The organism is Streptomyces sp. NPDC029138 (genome assembly GCF_055564375.1).
Genome location: NZ_JBVHWM010000112.1, coordinates 1 through 18,360, shown reverse-complemented (window position 1 = coordinate 18,360; position 18,360 = coordinate 1). Strand labels below are relative to the sequence as shown.

The 18,360-nt window shown below is 69.7% G+C and carries 17 protein-coding genes; 5 read left to right on the top strand and 12 right to left on the bottom strand.

Annotation, left to right across the window (positions count from 1 at the left end; translation table 11 throughout):
• Positions 1–141 precede the first annotated feature (141 nt).
• Both ACZ4WH_RS42575 and ACZ4WH_RS42570 read right to left on the bottom strand, forming a co-directional pair.
• The gene (locus ACZ4WH_RS42575) at positions 142–477 is read right to left on the bottom strand and encodes a hypothetical protein (RefSeq protein ID WP_468191305.1); all 336 of its coding nucleotides are present in this window, start codon (positions 475–477) and stop codon (positions 142–144) included.
• 3 nt (positions 478–480) lie between these two features.
• Positions 481–684 carry a hypothetical protein gene (locus ACZ4WH_RS42570; protein ID WP_103814782.1) on the bottom strand — a complete coding sequence of 68 codons (204 nt, stop codon included), beginning with the start codon at positions 682–684 and terminating at the stop codon, positions 481–483.
• Between the two features lie 170 nt (positions 685–854).
• On the opposite strand from ACZ4WH_RS42570, the gene ACZ4WH_RS42565 reads away from it, so the two are divergent.
• Positions 855–1,799 (top strand): helix-turn-helix transcriptional regulator, encoded by a 945-nt coding sequence (locus ACZ4WH_RS42565; RefSeq protein WP_468191302.1) that lies wholly within the window; start codon positions 855–857, stop codon positions 1,797–1,799.
• 18 nt (positions 1,800–1,817) lie between these two features.
• On the opposite strand, the gene ACZ4WH_RS42560 is transcribed toward ACZ4WH_RS42565, so the two are convergent.
• Positions 1,818–2,861 carry a helix-turn-helix transcriptional regulator gene (locus ACZ4WH_RS42560; RefSeq protein ID WP_468191299.1) on the bottom strand — a complete coding sequence of 348 codons (1,044 nt, stop codon included), beginning with the start codon at positions 2,859–2,861 and terminating at the stop codon, positions 1,818–1,820.
• A gap of 176 nt (positions 2,862–3,037) precedes the next feature.
• Complete coding sequence (locus ACZ4WH_RS42555; protein WP_468191297.1) at positions 3,038–4,144, bottom strand: sugar ABC transporter substrate-binding protein; 1,107 nt, start codon at positions 4,142–4,144, stop codon at positions 3,038–3,040.
• A gap of 295 nt (positions 4,145–4,439) precedes the next feature.
• On the opposite strand from ACZ4WH_RS42555, the gene ACZ4WH_RS42550 reads away from it, so the two are divergent.
• On the top strand, positions 4,440–5,858 hold the full coding sequence (locus ACZ4WH_RS42550) for a PA14 domain-containing protein (protein ID WP_468191294.1): 1,419 nt from the start codon (positions 4,440–4,442) through the stop codon (positions 5,856–5,858).
• Positions 5,859–5,912: 54 nt separating this feature from the next.
• On the opposite strand, the gene ACZ4WH_RS42545 is transcribed toward ACZ4WH_RS42550, so the two are convergent.
• From ACZ4WH_RS42545 to ACZ4WH_RS42525, 5 genes are all read right to left on the bottom strand, one after another.
• The gene (locus ACZ4WH_RS42545; protein ID WP_055705130.1) at positions 5,913–6,362 is read right to left on the bottom strand and encodes a heat shock protein transcriptional repressor HspR; all 450 of its coding nucleotides are present in this window, start codon (positions 6,360–6,362) and stop codon (positions 5,913–5,915) included.
• Between the two features lie 5 nt (positions 6,363–6,367).
• Entirely contained in the window at positions 6,368–7,534 is a 1,167-nt protein-coding gene (gene dnaJ / locus ACZ4WH_RS42540) for a molecular chaperone DnaJ (RefSeq protein ID WP_468191292.1), read from the bottom strand.
• Positions 7,535–7,576: 42 nt separating this feature from the next.
• Positions 7,577–8,236 carry a nucleotide exchange factor GrpE gene (grpE, locus tag ACZ4WH_RS42535; protein ID WP_468191289.1) on the bottom strand — a complete coding sequence of 220 codons (660 nt, stop codon included), beginning with the start codon at positions 8,234–8,236 and terminating at the stop codon, positions 7,577–7,579.
• Positions 8,236–10,080, bottom strand: a complete 1,845-nt coding sequence (gene dnaK / locus ACZ4WH_RS42530) for a molecular chaperone DnaK (protein ID WP_468191286.1) — start codon at positions 10,078–10,080, stop codon at positions 8,236–8,238. The genes grpE and dnaK overlap by 1 nt, the downstream gene beginning before the upstream one ends.
• A 94-nt stretch (positions 10,081–10,174) precedes the next feature.
• Positions 10,175–11,194 carry an MraY family glycosyltransferase gene (locus ACZ4WH_RS42525; protein WP_468191283.1) on the bottom strand — a complete coding sequence of 340 codons (1,020 nt, stop codon included), beginning with the start codon at positions 11,192–11,194 and terminating at the stop codon, positions 10,175–10,177.
• Between the two features lie 213 nt (positions 11,195–11,407).
• Here ACZ4WH_RS42525 and ACZ4WH_RS42520 point away from each other — a divergent pair, with 213 nt between their 5' ends.
• Complete coding sequence (locus ACZ4WH_RS42520) at positions 11,408–13,690, top strand: (Fe-S)-binding protein (RefSeq protein WP_468191280.1); 2,283 nt, start codon at positions 11,408–11,410, stop codon at positions 13,688–13,690.
• Positions 13,691–13,751: 61 nt separating this feature from the next.
• Here ACZ4WH_RS42520 and ACZ4WH_RS42515 read toward each other — a convergent pair whose 3' ends face one another.
• Entirely contained in the window at positions 13,752–14,078 is a 327-nt protein-coding gene (locus ACZ4WH_RS42515) for an antibiotic biosynthesis monooxygenase family protein (protein ID WP_468191278.1), read from the bottom strand.
• 222 nt (positions 14,079–14,300) lie between these two features.
• Between ACZ4WH_RS42515 and ACZ4WH_RS42510 the strand changes: the two genes are divergently transcribed.
• Both ACZ4WH_RS42510 and ACZ4WH_RS42505 read left to right on the top strand, forming a co-directional pair.
• The gene (locus tag ACZ4WH_RS42510) at positions 14,301–15,782 is read left to right on the top strand and encodes an FG-GAP-like repeat-containing protein (RefSeq protein ID WP_468191275.1); all 1,482 of its coding nucleotides are present in this window, start codon (positions 14,301–14,303) and stop codon (positions 15,780–15,782) included.
• 108 nt (positions 15,783–15,890) lie between these two features.
• A complete protein-coding gene (locus tag ACZ4WH_RS42505; RefSeq protein ID WP_468191272.1) occupies positions 15,891–16,982 on the top strand; it encodes a Yip1 family protein in 1,092 nt (363 codons plus the stop codon).
• 172 nt (positions 16,983–17,154) lie between these two features.
• Here the strand turns inward: ACZ4WH_RS42505 and ACZ4WH_RS42500 are convergent, their stop codons facing one another.
• Positions 17,155–17,658, bottom strand: coding sequence for a phosphoribosyltransferase (locus ACZ4WH_RS42500; protein WP_468191269.1), 504 nt, complete (start codon positions 17,656–17,658; stop codon positions 17,155–17,157).
• A gap of 13 nt (positions 17,659–17,671) precedes the next feature.
• Positions 17,672–18,247 carry a dCTP deaminase gene (gene dcd / locus ACZ4WH_RS42495; protein ID WP_014673940.1) on the bottom strand — a complete coding sequence of 192 codons (576 nt, stop codon included), beginning with the start codon at positions 18,245–18,247 and terminating at the stop codon, positions 17,672–17,674.
• Between the last annotated feature and the right edge of the window lie 113 nt (positions 18,248–18,360).

Sequence of the window (18,360 nt, the reverse complement as noted above, 5' to 3'; positions counted from 1 at the left end):
CCCCCCCCCCCCCCCCCCCCCCCCCCCCCCCCCCCCCCCCCCCCCCCCCCCCCCCCCCCCCCCCCCCCCCCCCCCCCCCCCCCCCCCCCCCCCGCTGCGGGGGGAAGCACCTGAGCGATCTGTTACGACGGGGGAATCGCGTCAGGCACTGCGGGGGGTGGCCGAGATGGTTCGCACGTCGGACTCCGCCGGCTCGGACAGCCGGTGGTCCCGCTGGTCCAGGTTCACAAAGATCATTCCGTACCGGATGGCACAGCGCACCGGCTGCGGCGCGCCACGCGGCTTGCGCAGGCACCGGTACGCCCGCACATCTCCGTCCTCGTCCCGCGTGACGACGACCGGCTCACCGAACACGGTGACCATCAGCGAGTCACCGCTGTGCGGGATGGCCGTGACCAGGTCGATGAAGTGCCAGCCGGAGCGGTAGGCGGTGGCCATTTCGCGACGGAAGGACCGGTCGTCGGGTGGAGTAGTCATCAGTCAGCCCCAGGTGGTGTCGTCCACACCATCGGAATGAGCCGTCCCGGTGCTGCCGTCACTCACAGCGACTGTCCGGGGAGCCACTCCCCAGGTCGTATCGCCCGCGACGTCACGCTTCGCACCGGAGAGGCCACTCAGCGCGCCAATGGCCACAACGGTGGAGAAGGCGACGGCAAGCATCGACCGAAGCAATTTGTTGCGCATATTCGGCTTCGTCCTCACTTGAAGGTCCCCTCTTCCCCCGTCGAACAAGACGATGTCTCATTTGGGCACGTCATGGCCACACGATCGGTGCATCATGTTCCTGCATGTTCAGGACCCTGGGGGGTGGAGATTTGCCATCAAATCGGACCAAAGCGTCACATCCCCATGCCATGGCCGAACTCTGCGAGGAGGGTAGCGGCCTTTACGCCAAGGCGCTGCGCGTGGGGCGGATAGCCCGCGCGGAGACGGAAGCCGCCCCCTGCCTCATGGAGTTCGCTCTCCTGCAACCGGATCCGGACGACCCGAACTGGCTGCGCCCCACCCCGCCGTCCGTCGCCCTGGCCCAGCGGCTCAATCCGATCGAGCGGGAGATCTCCGAACGCAGGCGGCTGTCGATCGAACTGACCGAGGCCTTCGAACCGTTCATGGCGCTCAGCGCCCAGGACACCACCTCCACCCACTCCATCTCGGTACTCGAGGGCCTGGACCGCATCAACGCGGCACTCGACGCGGCGACGGCCGAGTGCCGCTCCGAGGTCCTCACCGTGCAGCCGACCAGCCGCCGGCTGGAGCACACCCTCCTCCAGGGCCTGGAACGCGACCGCCCCCTCCTCGAACGCGGCGTGCGCATCCGGACGCTGTATCAGCACACGGCCCGCTACAGCCCCGAGACCCTCGGGTACGTGGCCCAGTTCTCCGTCGGCAAGGTGGAGTACCGCACCATCGACGAACTGGTGGAGCGGCTCATCATCTGCGACGAGACCGTCGCCTTCATCCCCGTGCGCGACGACCGCCAGGTCGCCCTGGAACTCCGCCACCCCGGCCTGGTGCGCTACCTGATCAAGGTCTTCGAGTTCATGTGGGCCCGCGCGGTGCCGCTCAGCACCGGCGCCCCCTACGAGACGGCCCCGGACGGCATCACGGACATCCAGCACTCCATCGCCAAGCTCCTGGTCGAGGGCCACGTGGACGAGGCCATCGCCCGCCGCCTCGGCATGAACGTGCGCACCTGCCGGGCCCACATCGCCAAGCTGGCCCAGGCCCTCGGCAGCGGCAGCCGCGCACAGCTCGGCTATCTCATCGCCCAGTCCGGCATCCTCGACCGGGAGCACTGAGCCGAGAGGCGCCGGGGCTCAGCGCACGGCCGGGGGCTCCTGCTCGGGACCGGCGAGGGCGGTGGTCGGCAGGGACGGGCGGTGCCCGTCGAGACCCACCTGGGCGATACGGACGCCGAGTTGGGTACGGCTGGCCGCGCCCAGCGTCTCCGACAGACGGGCGATGTGGGCCCGGCAGGTGCGCACGCTGATGCCCAGGCGTTCGGCGATGACCGCGTCCTGGTGGCCCTCGGCGAGCAGCGCGGCGATGGACTGCTCCCGGTGCGAGATGCCCTCGATGCCGGTGTCGGGGAGGGGCGCCGTGAGCGGGATCGCCAGGCGCCACAGGCGCTCGAAGACCGTCACCAGGTAGGAGACCAGGGCCGGGTGACGCAGCTCCAGGGCCATCGTGCGGTCGGCGTTGGCGGGGATGAACGCCACCGTGCGGTCGAAGAGGATGAGCCGGTCGATGACCTCGTCCAGGGTGCGCGCCTCCACCGTGTCGCCCATCAGCTCCAGGTAGTTCAGCAGGCCCTGGCCGTGCCGGGCCACATGCGTGTAGAGGTCCCGCATCCGCACGCCCCGGCCGCGCAGCGCCAGCGCCCGGTGCAGGCCCTCGGAGAGTTCCGCCTCCCGCCGGATGCCGCCGGGCTGCACGGTGAGCACCTCGGTGGTGCACGCCTCGGTCGCCTCGTCCATCGCGGCCTGGATGCGGGAGAGCCCGTCCAGGACCCGGATGGCGCTGCCCTCGGCCGGTGCCGCCAGCGCGTTCAGCTGCCGGCCCAGGCCCGCGTACCACTCGAACGCGGCCACCGCCGAGCCCACCCGCCGCTGGCTCGCGCTGACCTCGTCGTAGACCCCGCGCAGCAGCCGGGTCATGACCTCCTGCGGGGAGGTCGGCACCAGCCAGTCCATGTCGTCCGGGTCGGGGTGCAGCAGGGCCAGCTCCAGCAGGCAGGGCACCGGTTCGGCGTCCGTGCGCGGGACCCGCCCCCGGCGCACGGCACGGGAGTACACCCGATCCCCGGCTTCACACAGCCGGTCGGCACCGTGAGGATGCTCCTCCGCCCCGCGCCCGGCCATCGCCCATTCCACCCCCGGTGTGCTGCCACTTCCGTGGCGCAACTATGCGCGGCGCCGAACCGGGTCCGCAACACGGCTCCCTCCACGACGGCCACCGGAAAACCCCGCTGTGTCCGGGTTTCGGCACCGGTCCGCCCCGCGCACCACGACCCGGCCGAGGGTGGGATGCGGGCGTCCTACTTCAGGCCGATCGTGGCGCAGTCCGCCTTGTACTTGGCGGTGCAGATGTCGCCGACGGTGTAGATGCCGTCCGCGACGACCGTGTCCTCGATCGTGCGCTTGGTCAGCGCGGTCACCTGGACCAGCTTGGCCGGAATGTCCTTGGTGGTGGGGCTGTCCACCCGGTCCTGGGTGAGGGCGTCGAACTGGATGTCCTTGCCCTGGAGCTTGGTGACGGCCATCTGCGCGGCGGCCTCGGCCTCGTCCGGGTAGGACTTGTAGACGCTCATGTACTGCTCACCCGCCACCACCCGCTGCACCGCGTCCAGTTCCGCGTCCTGGCCGGTGATCGGGGGCAGCTTGGTGACACCGGCCGCCTTCAGGGCCTTGATGACGCCGCCCGCCATGCCGTCGTTGGCGGAGTAGACACCGGCGATGTTGTCCTTGCCGATCTTCGCGATGGCCTCGGCCATGTTGGTCTCGGCGTTCTCCGGCTTCCAGCCGGCGGTGTCGAAGCTGTCCGCGATGTCCACCTTGCCGTTCAGCTCGGAGAGCGCGCCCTCCTTGAACTGCTTGGCGTTCGGGTCGGTGGGCGAGCCGTTCATCATGACGATCTTGTCGGACGTGTCGACGCCGGAGCCCAGCGCCTCCAGCAGGGTGCGGCCCTGCACCTCGCCGACGAGTTCGTTGTCGAAGGAGATGTAGGCGTCGATCGGGCCCTCGGCGAGACGGTCGTAGGCGATGACCGGAATGCCCGCGTCCTTGGCCTTCTTCACCTCGTCGGCGACGGCGTGCGCGTCCACGGCGTCGAGCAGGATGACGTCGACCTTGCCGTCGATCATGTTCTGCATCTGCTCGGCCTGCCGGGCGGCGCTCGCGTCGGCGTTGGCGTACTGCACCTTGCCCTGCTTCTTGGTGAGTTCGGCCACCTTGTCCTTGATGATGGGGTAGTCGAACTTGTCGTAGCGGGTGTTCGCCTTCTCCGGCAGCAGCAGGCCCACCGTGATGTCGTTGCCCTTGGTCGGGCTCGCACTCGCGCCGTCCCCCGTCACGTTCAGCACGCCGCAGCCGGCGAGCGAGAGGGTCATCGTGGACGCGGCCACGGATATGGCGATACGGCGCATGCGAGGGCTCACTTCAGGTGCGTTCCGGACGTGGGCGTTGCTATACGGCCCAGGTGTCTGAAAAGACAACGCGGATGCCGCACCCGGCGTCAAGAAGAATCACTTAACGAGTCCGCAACACCACGCTCAGCTTCACCTGTGGAGGACACGCGAAACCCCCTTCAAAGGCCCTTTACGGACCGTCCACGCCAAGGGAGTTCATGGGAACGGCAAAGACCCGTACAACCACGGCGGTTCTTCACGAGTCGTGATCACGGCGGCCGCGAGCCGCGCACCGACTCGATCAGAGGACCGAATGAACTCAGCCAGACGTACGACCGCCACGGCCGTCGTACTCGCCGCCTCCGGCGCGCTGCTCGGCACGGTCGCCCCGTCCGCGTCCGCCGCCACGAGCTGCGCCTCACCGGTCTACACGCGGCAGTTCTTCGCGAACACCGGCTTCTCCGGCACGCCCAGGAAGACCGACTGCGACAGCGCCGTCGCCGAGAAGTGGGGCACCGGCGCCCCGGCCGCCGGCCTGCCCAGGGACAACTTCGGCGTCCGCTGGACCGTCACCCGCGACTTCGGCTCCGGCGGGCCCTTCGCCCTCCCGGTCTCCGCCCAGGACGGCATCCGGGTGTACCTGGACGGCACCCGCAAGGTGGACCTCTGGAAGAACGTCTCGACCACGCAGAAGAAGACCGTCAACGTCACGATCCCCTCCGGAAAGCACACGCTGCGCGTGGACTTCGTGAACTGGACCGGCGCCGCGGACGTCTCCTTCGCCTACACGCCCCGCACCTCGGCCGACGTCGACAGGGTCAAGCCGCTGGTGCCGGGCGGGACTTCGGTGTCCTACGACGCCGCGACGGGCCGGGCGAAGGTCGCCTGGGCGAAGAACAAGGAGATGGACCTCGCCGGGTACCGCGTCTACCGGCGGCTGAAGGGCACCGCGTTCGGCGCCACGCCCCTGGCCACGACCACCGCGACCACGTACACCGACACCACCCTCCCGGTGACCGGCGAGACGTATTACTACGAGGTCCGCGCCTACGACAAGGCCGGCAACGAGTCGGCGGGCACGGCGGACAAGCCCGTCACCACCGCCGACCGGGTCGCGCCCGGCGTGCCCGACGCGGACATCACCGACTCCTCCGAGAAGGGCGGCCTGCGGATCGGCTGGAGCACCGTGCCGGACGCGGTCTCCTACCGGGTGTACCGCGCGACGAGCGCGAGCGGCACCTACACCCGCCTGGGCAGCACGGCGGAACTCTCCTACCAGGACACCTCGGCGGCGGTGGGCAGCACCTACCACTACCGGGTGAGCGCGCTGGACGCCGCGGGCAACGAGTCCGCCCGCTCCGCCGCCGTCGCCGGCACGCGCCGGGACGACACCCCGCCGCCGCTCGTCACCGGGCTGACGGCCACCCCGACCGAGTACGGCTTCGACCTGACGTGGGACGAGAACCCGGCGCCCGATCTGCACCGGTACGCCGTCTACGTGGGCGAGGTCCTCAGCGACGGCGAGGACCGGGTCTGCTCCGCGCACGAGGAGGCCTGGCTGCTGCCCGGCGTCACCTCCTACCGGTACGACACGGTCGCCGACGGCGACGAGCGCTGCTTCTTCGTGGACGCCTACGACACGTCCTGGAACTCCCGCTACAAGTGGTACCGCGAGGCCGACGTGGTCGTCGCGACCGAACTGGGCACGCCGCCGAGCGAGCCGACGTCCTGACAACACGAAGAGGGGCCCGGAATCCGGGCCCCTCTTCGTGCGCGTCCGTGCGCGTCAGTCCTGCTGCTGCCGCTTCGGCCGCCACACCACCAGCGCGCTGGTCTGCTGGACCTCCTGGTACGGGACCAGGTCGCGCCGGTAGGAGGCGTGCACGGCCGCCTCGCGCTGCTGCATCGCCGCCGCCGCGCCGTCCAGGGCCGCCTCCAGCTCCGCGACCCGGGACTGGAGCGCGGCGACCTGGTTCTCCAGTTCGATGATCCGCTTGATGCCGGCCAGGTTGATGCCCTCGTCCTGCGACAACTGCTGCACCTGGCGGAGCAGTTCGATGTCACGGGCCGAGTAACGGCGGCCCCGGCCGGCGGTGCGGTCGGGCGAGACCAGGCCCAGACGGTCGTACTGGCGCAGCGTCTGTGGGTGGAGTCCGGAGAGCTGGGCCGCCACCGAGATGACGTAGACCGGGGTCTCCTCGGTCAGTTCATACGGGTTACGTCGACGGCCGTCCATCACTCTCAAGCTCCCTTCGCGGCCTCGAACAGCTCCGCCCGCGGATCCTCGCCCGCGGTCGCCTCGCGATACGCCTCCAGTGCGTCACGAGCCTTCCCCGACAGGTCCGTGGGAACACGCACCTCCACGGTGACCAGGAGGTCGCCGCGCGTGCCGTCCTTGCGGACCGCGCCCTTGCCCCGGGCGCGCATGGTACGGCCGTTGGGCGTTCCGGGCGGCAGCTTCAGGGTGACGGGCGGGCCGCCGAGGGTCGGCACCCGCACCTCGCCGCCGAGAGCCGCCTCGGGATAGGTCACCGGCACGGTGACGGTGAGGTTGTCGCCCTTGCGCCCGAAGACCGGGTGCTCGCCGACATGGACGACCACGTACAGGTCGCCGGCCGGGCCGCCCCGCTCGCCGGGCGCGCCCTTGCCGCGCAGCCGGATGCGCTGCCCGTCGGTCACGCCCGCCGGGATGCGGACCTGCATCGTGCGGGACGACTTGGCGCGCCCGCTGCCCTTGCACTCCATGCAGGGGTGCTCGGCGATCAGGCCGCGGCCCTTGCAGTCGGGGCAGGGGTCGGTGAGCGAGAAGCCGCCACCGGAGCCCCGGGCGACCTGGCCGGTGCCGACGCAGGTCGGGCACACGCGCGGTGTGCCGTTCTTGTCGCCGGTGCCCGAACAGGCCTTGCAGGGTGCCTGGGAGGACATCCTCAGGGGCACCGTGGCGCCCTCGATGGCCTCCGTGAAGCTCAGCGTGACCTCGGACTCGACGTCCTGGCCGCGCCGGGGCTGGGTACGCGTGCCCGCGGCACCGCCGCGGTTGAACAGGCCCCCGAAGACGTCACCGATGCCGCCGCCGAAGCCTCCGCCCTGGGCGTTGCCTCCGAAGAGGTCGCCCAGGTCGAAGTTGAAGGAGCCGCCGGCCGCGCCCGGCCCGGGGCGGAAGCCGCCGTTGCCGAACAGCGCGCGCGCCTCGTCGTACTCCTTGCGCTTCTTGGGGTCGCCGAGTATGTCGTTCGCCTCGGAGATCTCCTTGAAGCGCTCCTCGGCCTTGGCGTTGCCCTTGTTGGCGTCCGGGTGGAACTCGCGGGCGAGCTTCCGGTACGCCTTCTTGATCTCGGCCTCGGTGGCGTCCTTGGGGACGCCGAGGACCTTGTAGTAGTCCTTCTCGATGAAGTCCTTGGTGCTCATCCTCGACGCACCCCCTTTCCGCGGTTCCCCTCAGTGTTCACGTCAGCCCTCGTCCGGGCCACCGTTCTCCTTGTCGTCGGCCGCCACGGTGGACTCCTCGGCGCCCTCGGCCTTGACGGTCTGCGCGCCGGGCTGCGGCTCGGCGACGGCCACCCGCGCGGGGCGGATGGTGCGCTCGCCGATGCGGTACCCGGGCTGGAGGATCGCCACGCAGGTCGTCTCGGTGACGTCCGGCGCGTAGCTGTGCATCAGGGCCTCGTGGATCGTCGGGTCGAAGGGCTCGCCCTCCTTGCCGAACTGCTGGAGGCCCATCTTGGCCGCGACGGTCTCCAGCGACTCGGCCACCGACTTGAAGCCGCCGACCAGCTCACCGTGTTCCCGCGCGCGGCCGATGTCGTCGAGCACGGGCAGAAGCTCGGTCAGGAGGTTCGCGATGGCGATCTCCTTGACGGCGATCCGGTCGCGCTCGACGCGGCGGCGGTAGTTCTGGTACTCGGCCTGGAGCCGCTGGAGGTCCGCCGTGCGCTCGCCCAGCGCCGTGCGCACCTGGTCCAGTTGGGCGACCAGACCGGCGTTCTCTGCGTGTCCGTCCCCGGCCGGGGCCGCCCCCTCCTCGGGGGCGGCCTTCGGCTCGGCGTCGTCGGAGGTGGCGCCGGAGGGGACGTCGGGCTTCTCCTCGAAGCCCGGGGTCTCCTCCGTCATTACGCCGCACCGTCCTTGCGCTCGTCGTCCACGATCTCGGCGTCCACGACGTCGTCGTCGGCCTTGGCCTCACCGGCACCGGCGGAGGCGCCGCCCGCGGCCTGCGCGCCCTGGGCGTCGGCGTACATGGCCTGGCCCAGCTTCTGCGAGACGGCCGCGACCTTCTCGGTGGCGCTGCGGATCTCGGCGGTGTCCTCGCCCTTGAGCTTCTCCTTCAGCTCGGCGACGGCGGACTCGACCTCGGTCTTGATCTCGCCGGGGACCTTGTCCTCGTTGTCCTTGAGGAACTTCTCGGTCTGGTAGACCAGCTGCTCGCCCTGGTTGCGGGCCTCGGCGGCCTCGCGGCGCTTGTGGTCCTCCTCCGCGTAGCGCTCGGCCTCCTCGCGCATGCGGTCGACCTCTTCCTTGGGGAGCGACGAGCCGCCGGTGACGGTCATCTTCTGCTCCTTGCCGGTGCCGAGGTCCTTCGCCGTGACGTGCATGATGCCGTTGGCGTCGATGTCGAAGGAGACCTCGATCTGCGGGACGCCACGCGGCGCCGGCGGCAGACCGGTCAGCTCGAACATGCCGAGCTTCTTGTTGTACGCCGCGATCTCGCGTTCGCCCTGGTAGACCTGGATCTGCACCGACGGCTGGTTGTCCTCGGCCGTGGTGAAGATCTCGGAGCGCTTGGTCGGGATCGTGGTGTTGCGCTCGATCAGCTTGGTCATGATGCCGCCCTTGGTCTCGATGCCGAGGGACAGCGGGGTGACGTCGAGCAGCAGGACGTCCTTGACCTCGCCCTTGAGGACACCGGCCTGGAGCGAGGCGCCGATGGCGACGACCTCGTCCGGGTTCACACCCTTGTTGGCCTCCTTGCCGCCGGTCAGCTCCTTGACCAGCTCGGCGACGGCGGGCATACGGGTGGAACCACCGACGAGCACGACGTGGTCGATCTCGTTGATGGAGATGCCGGCGTCCTTGATGACGTTGTGGAACGGCGTCTTGCAGCGCTCCAGCAGGTCGGCCGTCAGCTGCTGGAACTGAGCCCGGGTGAGCTTCTCGTCCAGGTGCAGCGGGCCCTCGGCGGACGCGGTGATGTACGGCAGGTTGATCGAGGTCTCGGTCGAGGAGGACAGCTCGATCTTGGCCTTCTCGGCGGCCTCACGGAGGCGCTGGAGGGCCATCTTGTCCTTGGACAGGTCCACGCCGTGGCCGGACTGGAACTGCTTGACCAGGTAGTCGACGACGCGCTGGTCCCAGTCGTCACCACCGAGGTGGTTGTCACCGTTGGTGGCCTTCACCTCGACGACGCCGTCGCCGATCTCCAGGAGGGACACGTCGAAGGTGCCGCCACCGAGGTCGAAGACGAGGATCGTCTGGTCGTCCTTGTCGAGGCCGTAGGCGAGCGCCGCCGCGGTCGGCTCGTTGACGATACGAAGGACGTTCAGACCGGCGATCTCACCGGCCTCCTTCGTGGCCTGGCGCTCGGAGTCGTTGAAGTAGGCCGGGACGGTGATGACCGCGTCCGTGACCTTCTCACCCAGGTAGGCCTCGGCGTCCCGCTTCAGCTTCTGAAGGATGAACGCGGAGATCTGCTGCGGGTTGAAGTCCTTGCCGTCGAGCTGGATCTTCCAGTCGGTGCCCATGTGGCGCTTCACCGAGCGGATGGTCCGGTCCACGTTCGTGACCGCCTGACGCTTGGCGACCTCGCCGACGAGCACCTCGCCGTTCTTGGCGAAGGCGACGACGGACGGCGTGGTCCGGGCACCCTCGGCGTTGGTGATGACGGTGGGCTCGCCGCCCTCCAGAACGCTGACGACGGAGTTAGTCGTGCCCAGGTCGATGCCGACCGCACGTGCCATGGTTGATTCCTCCAGCTGACTTGAGTGGAACAGGCTCAAGTGTGCATGAGGAGACCCGCCGGGTCAACAGACCTGAGCCAGTCAGACTCAACTCTTATCCGTTCCTTACGCGCAAGTGCCCGCTGACCTGCGTGGACGGCGGGCGGCGGCCCTGCGGAGCAGGAATCAAAAGGAGGACGAGAACGGCGAGTACCACCCCACCGGCCACCCAGAGCACGGCCGAGTCCCGTGTCCACCCGGTGTGCACGAGCACCCCCACGAGCACCGAGGAGAAGGAGCCGGCCCCCAGCAGCACGACCGACCCCTGCGGGGTGAGCCCGAGCCGCCGCAGCCGGTGCGCGAGATGGTCGGGGCCGCGCCGCAGCAGCGGACGCCGGGCCACCCCCCGGGCGAGGACCACGAGCAGGGCGTCGGCGGCGGCCACGGCACCGAGGCAGAACACCACCGCCGCGCTCGGCCCGATGTCGTACCCCGCGCGCGTGAAGACCACCGCCGAGGACAGCACGAACCCGGTGAACAGCGAGCCGCAGGCGCCGAGCCCGATCCGCGCGGGATGCCAGTTGTGCATCAGGAAGCCGGTGAGGGCGGCGGCGACCACGCTCAGCAGCACGGCGAGACCGTCCATCACCTCGGCGGCGGCACAGGCCCCGGCGCCGAAGGCGGTGACCACCCCGACCGTCCCGGCCAGCCCGTCGGCGTGGTCGAGCCCCTTGAAGGCGAGGGTGGCGAGGACGATCCAGCCGACGGCCAGCATCCCGCCCGGCACGCCCGTCTCGTCGTACGGCACCACACAGACCGCCGCCACGGCCGTACCGGCGACGAGCACGCGCGCGCGGAGCCGCCACACGTCGGCCACCAGGCCCAGCCCGGCGACGGCGGCGGCGGCCACGAGCAGCTCCCCGACCCCGTCCCCGAGCGGGGCGACCCGGGTCCACTCCCCCGTTCCGGCGACCAGGCAGGTGACGACCACGACCGCGAGCCCGCCGAGGAGGGGCAGGGGCCGCTGCCGGCGCCGGTCCAGGATTCCGGCCCTCAGGGCGGGCAGCCGGAGCGCCGCCGCGAGCACGGCGGTGAAGAGAAGGGCTGCGGTGGCGGCGGCGATCCCGTAGAGCACGGCTCTAAGGTAGGGGCGAAAGTATCAATTCGGTACGAATAACACGATCCGATTGGCTGGCGGCGACCCAGATCACCCCGCGCTCAGCTGCATCCCGTCGGAAGATGGGGGTAGTCTCAGACGGACTACATAAGTTACCGCTTAGTAATGTCGATCAGCTCGGGCAGTCCGCTCAGACAGCCCGTTCAGACCGAGGCCGCCTCAGGAGCCCCAATGCAACTCGCCGCGATCATCGTGTCGCTGGTCCTGATCGTGGTCGGCGTGGCACTGTTCGGCCGCGCCCTCCTCCAGATCTACAACTTCATGCGGCTGGGCCAGCCGGTGCCGGCCGGTACGCGGACCAACGATCCCACACAGCGCACCCTCACCGTGGTCAAGGAGTTCCTCGGCCACACACGGATGAACCGCTGGGGCATCGTCGGCGTGGCGCACTGGTTCGTCGCGGTGGGCTTCTTCACGCTGTTGCTGACGATCGTCAACGCGTTCGGGCAGCTGTTCGAGGCGGACTGGCTCCTGCCGGTCCTCGGCGACTGGGCGCCGTACAACGTCTACGTCGAGTTCATCGGCACCATGACGGTGGTCGGCATTCTCGCCCTGATCGTCATCCGCCAGCTGAGCCACCCGCGCAAGCCGGGCCGCAAGTCCCGCTTCGCCGGCTCCAACTTCGGTCAGGCGTACTTCGTCGAGGCCGTCATCCTCATCGTCGGCGTCTGCATCTTCATGCTGCACGCCCTCGAAGGCGCCCAGCACCACGTGGACGGCTACGAGGCCTCGTTCTTCATCTCGTACCCGGTCGTCTCCTGGCTGGAGGGCCTGGACGTCTCCACGCTCCAGAACCTCACCTACTTCTTCGCCGGCCTGAAGATCGCGACCTCCTTCATCTGGATGATCACGGTCGCCCTGAAGACCGACATGGGCGTGGCCTGGCACCGCTTCCTGGCGTTCCCGAACATCTGGTTCAAGCGGAACGCGACCGGTGAGACCTCGCTCGGTGCCCTGCTGCCGATGACGTCCGGCGGCAAGCCGATCGACTTCACCGACCCCGGCGACGACGACGTCTTCGGCGTCTCCCAGGTCGAGCAGTTCTCCTGGAAGGGCCTGCTGGACTTCTCCACCTGCACCGAGTGCGGCCGCTGCCAGTCGCAGTGCCCCGCCTGGAACACCGGCAAGCCGCTCTCCCCGAAGCTGCTGATCATGTCCCTGCGGGACCACGCGCACGCCAAGGCGCCGTACCTGCTGGCCGGCGGCGGCAAGACCATGGAGGGCGAGGAGAAGGCCTCCGAGGAGCAGCTGAAGGACGTCCCGGCCGCCGCGCTGGCCGAGGCCGAGCGGCCGCTGATCGGCACCGCCGAGGAGAACGGCGTCATCGACCCGGACGTCCTGTGGTCCTGCACCACCTGCGGCGCCTGCGTCGAGCAGTGCCCGGTGGACATCGAGCACGTCGACCACATCGTCGACATGCGCCGCTACCAGGTCATGATCGAGAGCGCCTTCCCCTCCGAGGCGGGCACGATGCTCAAGAACCTGGAGAAGAAGGGCAACCCCTGGGGCCTGGCCAAGAAGCAGCGCCTGGAGTGGACCAAGGAGGTCGACTTCGAGGTCCCGGTCGTCGGCAAGGACATCGAGGACCTCACCGAGGTCGAGTACCTGTACTGGGTCGGCTGCGCCGGCGCCCTGGAGGACCGCGCCAAGAAGACCACCAAGGCCTTCGCCGAGCTGCTGCACATCGCGGGCGTGAAGTTCGCGATCATGGGCGGCGACGAGAAGTGCACCGGTGACTCCGCCCGCCGCCTCGGCAACGAGCCCCTGTTCCAGGAACTGGGCATGGAGAACGTGATGGCCCTGAACACGGCGTTCGGCGAGGAGCTGGACGACGAGGGCAAGGTCGTCCCGGAGTCCGCGAAGCCGAAGTCCGCGAAGAAGATCGTCGCCACCTGCCCGCACTGCCTGAACACGATCGGCAACGAGTACCCGCAGCTCGGCGGCGACTACGAGGTCATCCACCACACCCAGCTGCTCCAGCACCTGGTGGACGAGGGCAAGCTGATCCCGGTCACCCCGGTCGAGGGCATCATCACCTACCACGACCCGTGCTACCTGGGCCGCCACAACAAGATCTACACGCCTCCGCGCGAGATCATCGGCAAGGTCCCGGGCCTGCGCAACGAGGAGATGCACCGCCACAAGGAGCGCGGCTTCTGCTGCGGCGCCGGCGGCGCGCGCATGTGGATGGAGGAGCGGATCGGCAAGCGCATCAACAACGAGCGTGTTGACGAGGCGCTGTCGCTGAACCCCGACATCGTGTCGACGGCCTGCCCGTTCTGCCTGGTCATGCTCACCGACTCGGTGAACGGCAAGAAGAACGAGGGCAAGGCCAAGGAGTCCGTCCAGGTCGTGGACGTGGCCCAGCTGCTGCTCGACTCCGTCAGGACGCCGGTCGACCCGGCGGGCGAGACCGAGGCGGAGAGCGAGCCGGAGCCGGAGCCGGTGAAGTAGCTCCTCGAGAACGTACGGCGCCCCCTGACCCGCACAGGCAGGGGGCGCCGTCGTATGTCCGTCAGGCGCCCTTGGGCGCGGCCTGCTGCACCACCTCGAAGGACCACAGGGTCGAGCCGGAGGCCGCCGGCTTCGGGCGCTCGCCGCCCTCGCCACCGCCCTGGTGCGCGGCCTTCATCGGCCCCTCCATCCACGCCTGGAACGACTCCTCGTCCCGCCAGCGCGTGTACACCAGGTACTGGTCGGTGCCCTCGACGGGCCGCAGCAGCTCGAACCACTCGAAGCCGTCGGAGTTCTCCACGGCGTGGGCCCGCGAGGCGAACCGCTGCTCCAGCACCTCCCGCTGCTCGGCGGGCACGGTCAGCACGTTGATCTTCACTACGCTCATGCACCCATCCTGGACCATCACCCCCGCCGTCACACTGATCCCGGACCGTTACCGAAAGCGCGTACAACCCTGGCGCACCATCACTGGTCTCCTGTTCGCCATCCGCCCGTGAACCGTGGCACAACCCGTGATGAACACGGATCAACCCGTGACGAACACGGGCGGACCGCACCCCATCGTCTGTGGATGCCCAGGCATCCCCCGCATGCAGCAGGAGACCGCATGCACGCGCATTCCCGTATCGCCCTCGCGACGGCCGCCGCCGCCGCGCTCACGGGCGGCCTGCTCACGTTCACCGCGTCGCCGGCCACCGCCGCCGACTCCTTCAAGGTCGCGAAGGCCGACTTCAACGGCGACGGCATCGGCGACGTCGCCACCTCGGCCGCCACCGCCTACGTCAGCGGACTGAAGAACGCCGGCCAGGTCGTCGTCCTGTACGGCACGACCACCGGCGTCTCCTCCGCCAAGCGCACCACCATCAGCCAGAACACCACCGGCGTGCCCGGCACCGCCGAGGCCGGTGACATGTTCGGCTCCGACCTGGCGTACGCCGACTTCAACGGCGACGGCTACGACGACCTCGCCGTCGGCACCCCGAGCGAGAAGGTCGGCACGGACACCAACGGCGGCGGGCTGACCATCCTCTGGGGGTCCAGCAGCGGCCTGACCGGCAAGGCCGTCGACGTGCCCGACCCGGCCGCCTCCTCCCACGACTACTGGGGCAAGAACCTGGCCGCCGGCGACTTCGACGGCGACGGCAAGGCCGACCTGGTCGTCGGCAGCTCCGCCGCCACCCTCTACCTCTACAAGGGCGGCTTCACCACCGCCGGCGCCTACGGCAGCCGTACCACCGTCAAGCCGCCGATCGAGTCCGGCACCAACGACTACCCGTACGGCCCGCTGAACCTCACCGCCGGTGACGTCAACGGCGACGGCCGCACCGACCTCGTCGTCGACGGCTACGAGACCACCACGCAGTACGGCTGGAACACCAACTACTGGCTGCCCGGCACCTCCGGCGGCCTGAGCGCCGCCTCCGCCAAGACCCTCAAGCCCGGCATCATCACCGCCATCGGCGACGTCAACGGCGACGGCTTCGGCGACATCGTCAGCGGCGCCGACTGGGATTCCAGGACCAGCGACGGTACGGCCATCCCCTACGCCTCCGACGGCGGCAAGGTGAGCGTCACCTACGGCTCCGCGTCCGGCCCGGCCGCCACCACCGGCATCACCCAGAACACCGGCAACGTGCCCGGCTCCTCCGAGAAGGGCGACGCCTTCGGCTGGGAGCTGGACCTCGGCGACATCAACGGCGACGGCTACCAGGACCTCGTCGTCAGCAGCCCGCAGGAGGACCTCGGCAGCGTGACCGACGCCGGCAGCGTGACCGTCCTGTACGGTTCCGCCTCCGGCGTGAACACCACCTCCGGCGCCCAGACCTACTCCCAGGACACCGCGGGCGTGCCCGGCGGCAACGAGAAGTCCGACCTGTTCGGCGCCGACCTCAAGCTGGACGACGTCACCGGTGACGGAAAGGCCGACCTGGTGATCGGGTCGTACGAGAACAGCGGCGACGGCGCGGTCACCTACCTGCCGTCCAACGGTACGAAGATCACCACCTCGGGGTCGCGTGCCTTCGGTGCGTCGACCGTGGGTGTCTCGACCTCCGGAATCCCGCAGTTCGGCGCGGTCTTCGCGGACTGAGCCGAGGCGGCCGGGGCGGCGGGGGCGCTGGGGGACTCTGTATCGGGGCAACCCCCGAGGAACATCGGGGTGCCGTCCCTGGTCTGTCCCCTGACGGTCCCTTAGGGGATGTCACAGGTCGGCCGCAAAGCCGGGCCCGGAGCGCCGGGCCCGGCACGTCGGCCCTCAGGACCAGGTACGTTCGATGACGTGGCTGGATTCAGGATCGGACGCGGGGGCCGGGACAACCGCACCCCCCAAGGACAACAGGCGCCCCAGGGACCGTCGCACGGACACGGGCACGGCCCCGCTCGGCCCGGGGGGCCGTCGTACGGACAGCCGTCGTACGGACAGCCGTCGTACGGACGGCCGGGCCCGTCGGGTCCCTCGGGTCCCGCGGGTCCTTCGTACGGCTACCCGTCGGCGCCGCAGCCGCCGTACCAGCGGCAGGGACAGGGGCACGGGCACGGGCAGCCGTACGGATACCCGGGGCCGGCCGACGACGGACCGGAGTACTTCGGCGACGGCGGCCACCCCGGCCCCGGGACCGGCGCGCACGACCCCTACGCGGCCAACAACCCGGGCCACACCCAGGCCTTCTCGGTCGACGAGGCCGCCGACTACACCCAGGGCGCGACCTACCAGGCCGGCTCCACCGCCGCCCCCGCCGCGCCGCTCGGCCCGCCCCTGCACTGGAAGGAACTGCTGAAGGGGATCATCCTGTCCCCGAACGACACCTTCCTGCGCATGCGGGACTACACGATGTGGACGCCCGCCCTCATCGTGACCTTCCTCTACGGCCTGCTCGCGGTCTTCGGCTTCGACGGCGCCCGCCAGGACGCCATCAGCGCGACCCTCTCCAACGCGGTGCCGATCGTGCTGATCACGGCGGTCGTCATGGTGCTCGGCCTGTTCATCCTGGGCGTGGTCACCCACACCCTGGCCCGCCAGCTCGGCGGCGACGGCGCCTGGCAGCCCACGGTGGGCCTGTCCATGCTGATCACGGCCCTCACGGACGCGCCCCGCCTGATCGTCGCCATGTTCTTCGGCGGCGACGCCGGCTTCGTCCAGCTCCTCGGCTGGGCCACCTGGATCGGCGCGGGCGCCCTGCTGACCCTGATGGTGTCCCGCTCCCACGACCTGCCGTGGCCGAGGGCGCTGGGGGCGTCGGCGCTCCAGCTGATCGCGCTGCTGTCGATCGTGAAGTTGGGCACGTTCTGATGCCGGGCACGGTATGACGGTTCGCGCACGCGGAAGGGCCCCCGGCACGCAGCCGAGGGCCCATCTGTATGTGACCGCGTTTGTGAGGATGCGACCGGTTTTCCCAGGGGATGTGACCGGCATTTCTCAGGGGATGCGACCGGCATTTCTCAGGGGATGTGACCGGCGTTTCTCAGGCGTCGAGAACCTGCCCCGCCCGCTTCACCACCGGCGGCTCCACACTCCACGGGAAGTTGATCCAGTCGTCGGTCCGCTTCCACACGTACTCGCACTTCACGAGGGAGTGGGACTTCTCGTAGATCACGGCGGAGCGCACCTCGGCGACGGTGTCGAGGCAGAAGTCGCGGACGAGCTTCAGCGTCTTGCCGGTGTCGGCGACGTCGTCGGTGATCAGGACCTTCTTGTCGGAGAAGTCGATCACGTTGGGGACGGGGGCGAGCATGACCGGCATTTCCAGGGTCGTCCCCACACCGGTGTAGAACTCGACGTTCACGAGGTGGATGTTCTTGCAGTCGAGGGCATAGGCGAGCCCGCCCGCGACGAAGACCCCACCCCGGGCGATGCTCAGCACGATGTCGGGCTCGTACCCGTCGTCGGCGATGGTCTGCGCCAGCTCGCGGATGGCGGCCCCGAACCGGTCGTAGGTCAGGTTCTCCCGCACGTCTGCGCTGCTCATGCTGTCGTCGCCCTCACACCTGGGTCCGATGGAAATTGAGGTAGGACCGCGAGGCGGTCGGCCCGCGCTGCCCCTGGTACCGGGAGCCGTAACGCTCACTGCCGTACGGCGACTCGGCGGGCGAGGTGAGCCGGAACATGCACAGCTGCCCGATCTTCATCCCCGGCCACAGCTTGATGGGGAGCGTGGCGAGGTTGGACAGCTCCAGGGTGACGTGCCCGCTGAACCCGGGGTCGATGAACCCGGCGGTGGAATGCGTGACCAGCCCCAGCCGCCCGAGCGAACTCTTCCCCTCGAGCCGGGAGGCGAGATCGTCGGGAAGCGTGATCACCTCGTACGTGGAGGCGAGCACGAACTCCCCGGGGTGCAGGATGAACGGCTCATCGCCCTCCGGCTCCACCAGCCGGGTCAGATCGGCCTGCTCGACGGAGGGGTCGATGTGGGGGTACCGGTGGTTCTCGAACACCCGGAAGTACCGGTCCAGCCGTACGTCGATGCTCGACGGCTGCACCATGGTTTCGTCATAGGGATCGATCCGTACCCGCCCGGCGTCGATCTCGGCCCGGATGTCCTTGTCTGAGAGAAGCACGTAGCGAGGATACGCAAGGCGGGGGGGGGGGGGGGGGGGGGGGGGGGGGGGGGGGGGGGGGGGGGGGGAGGAGGGGAGGGGGGGGGGGGGGGGGGGGGGGGGGTGGTGTGTGC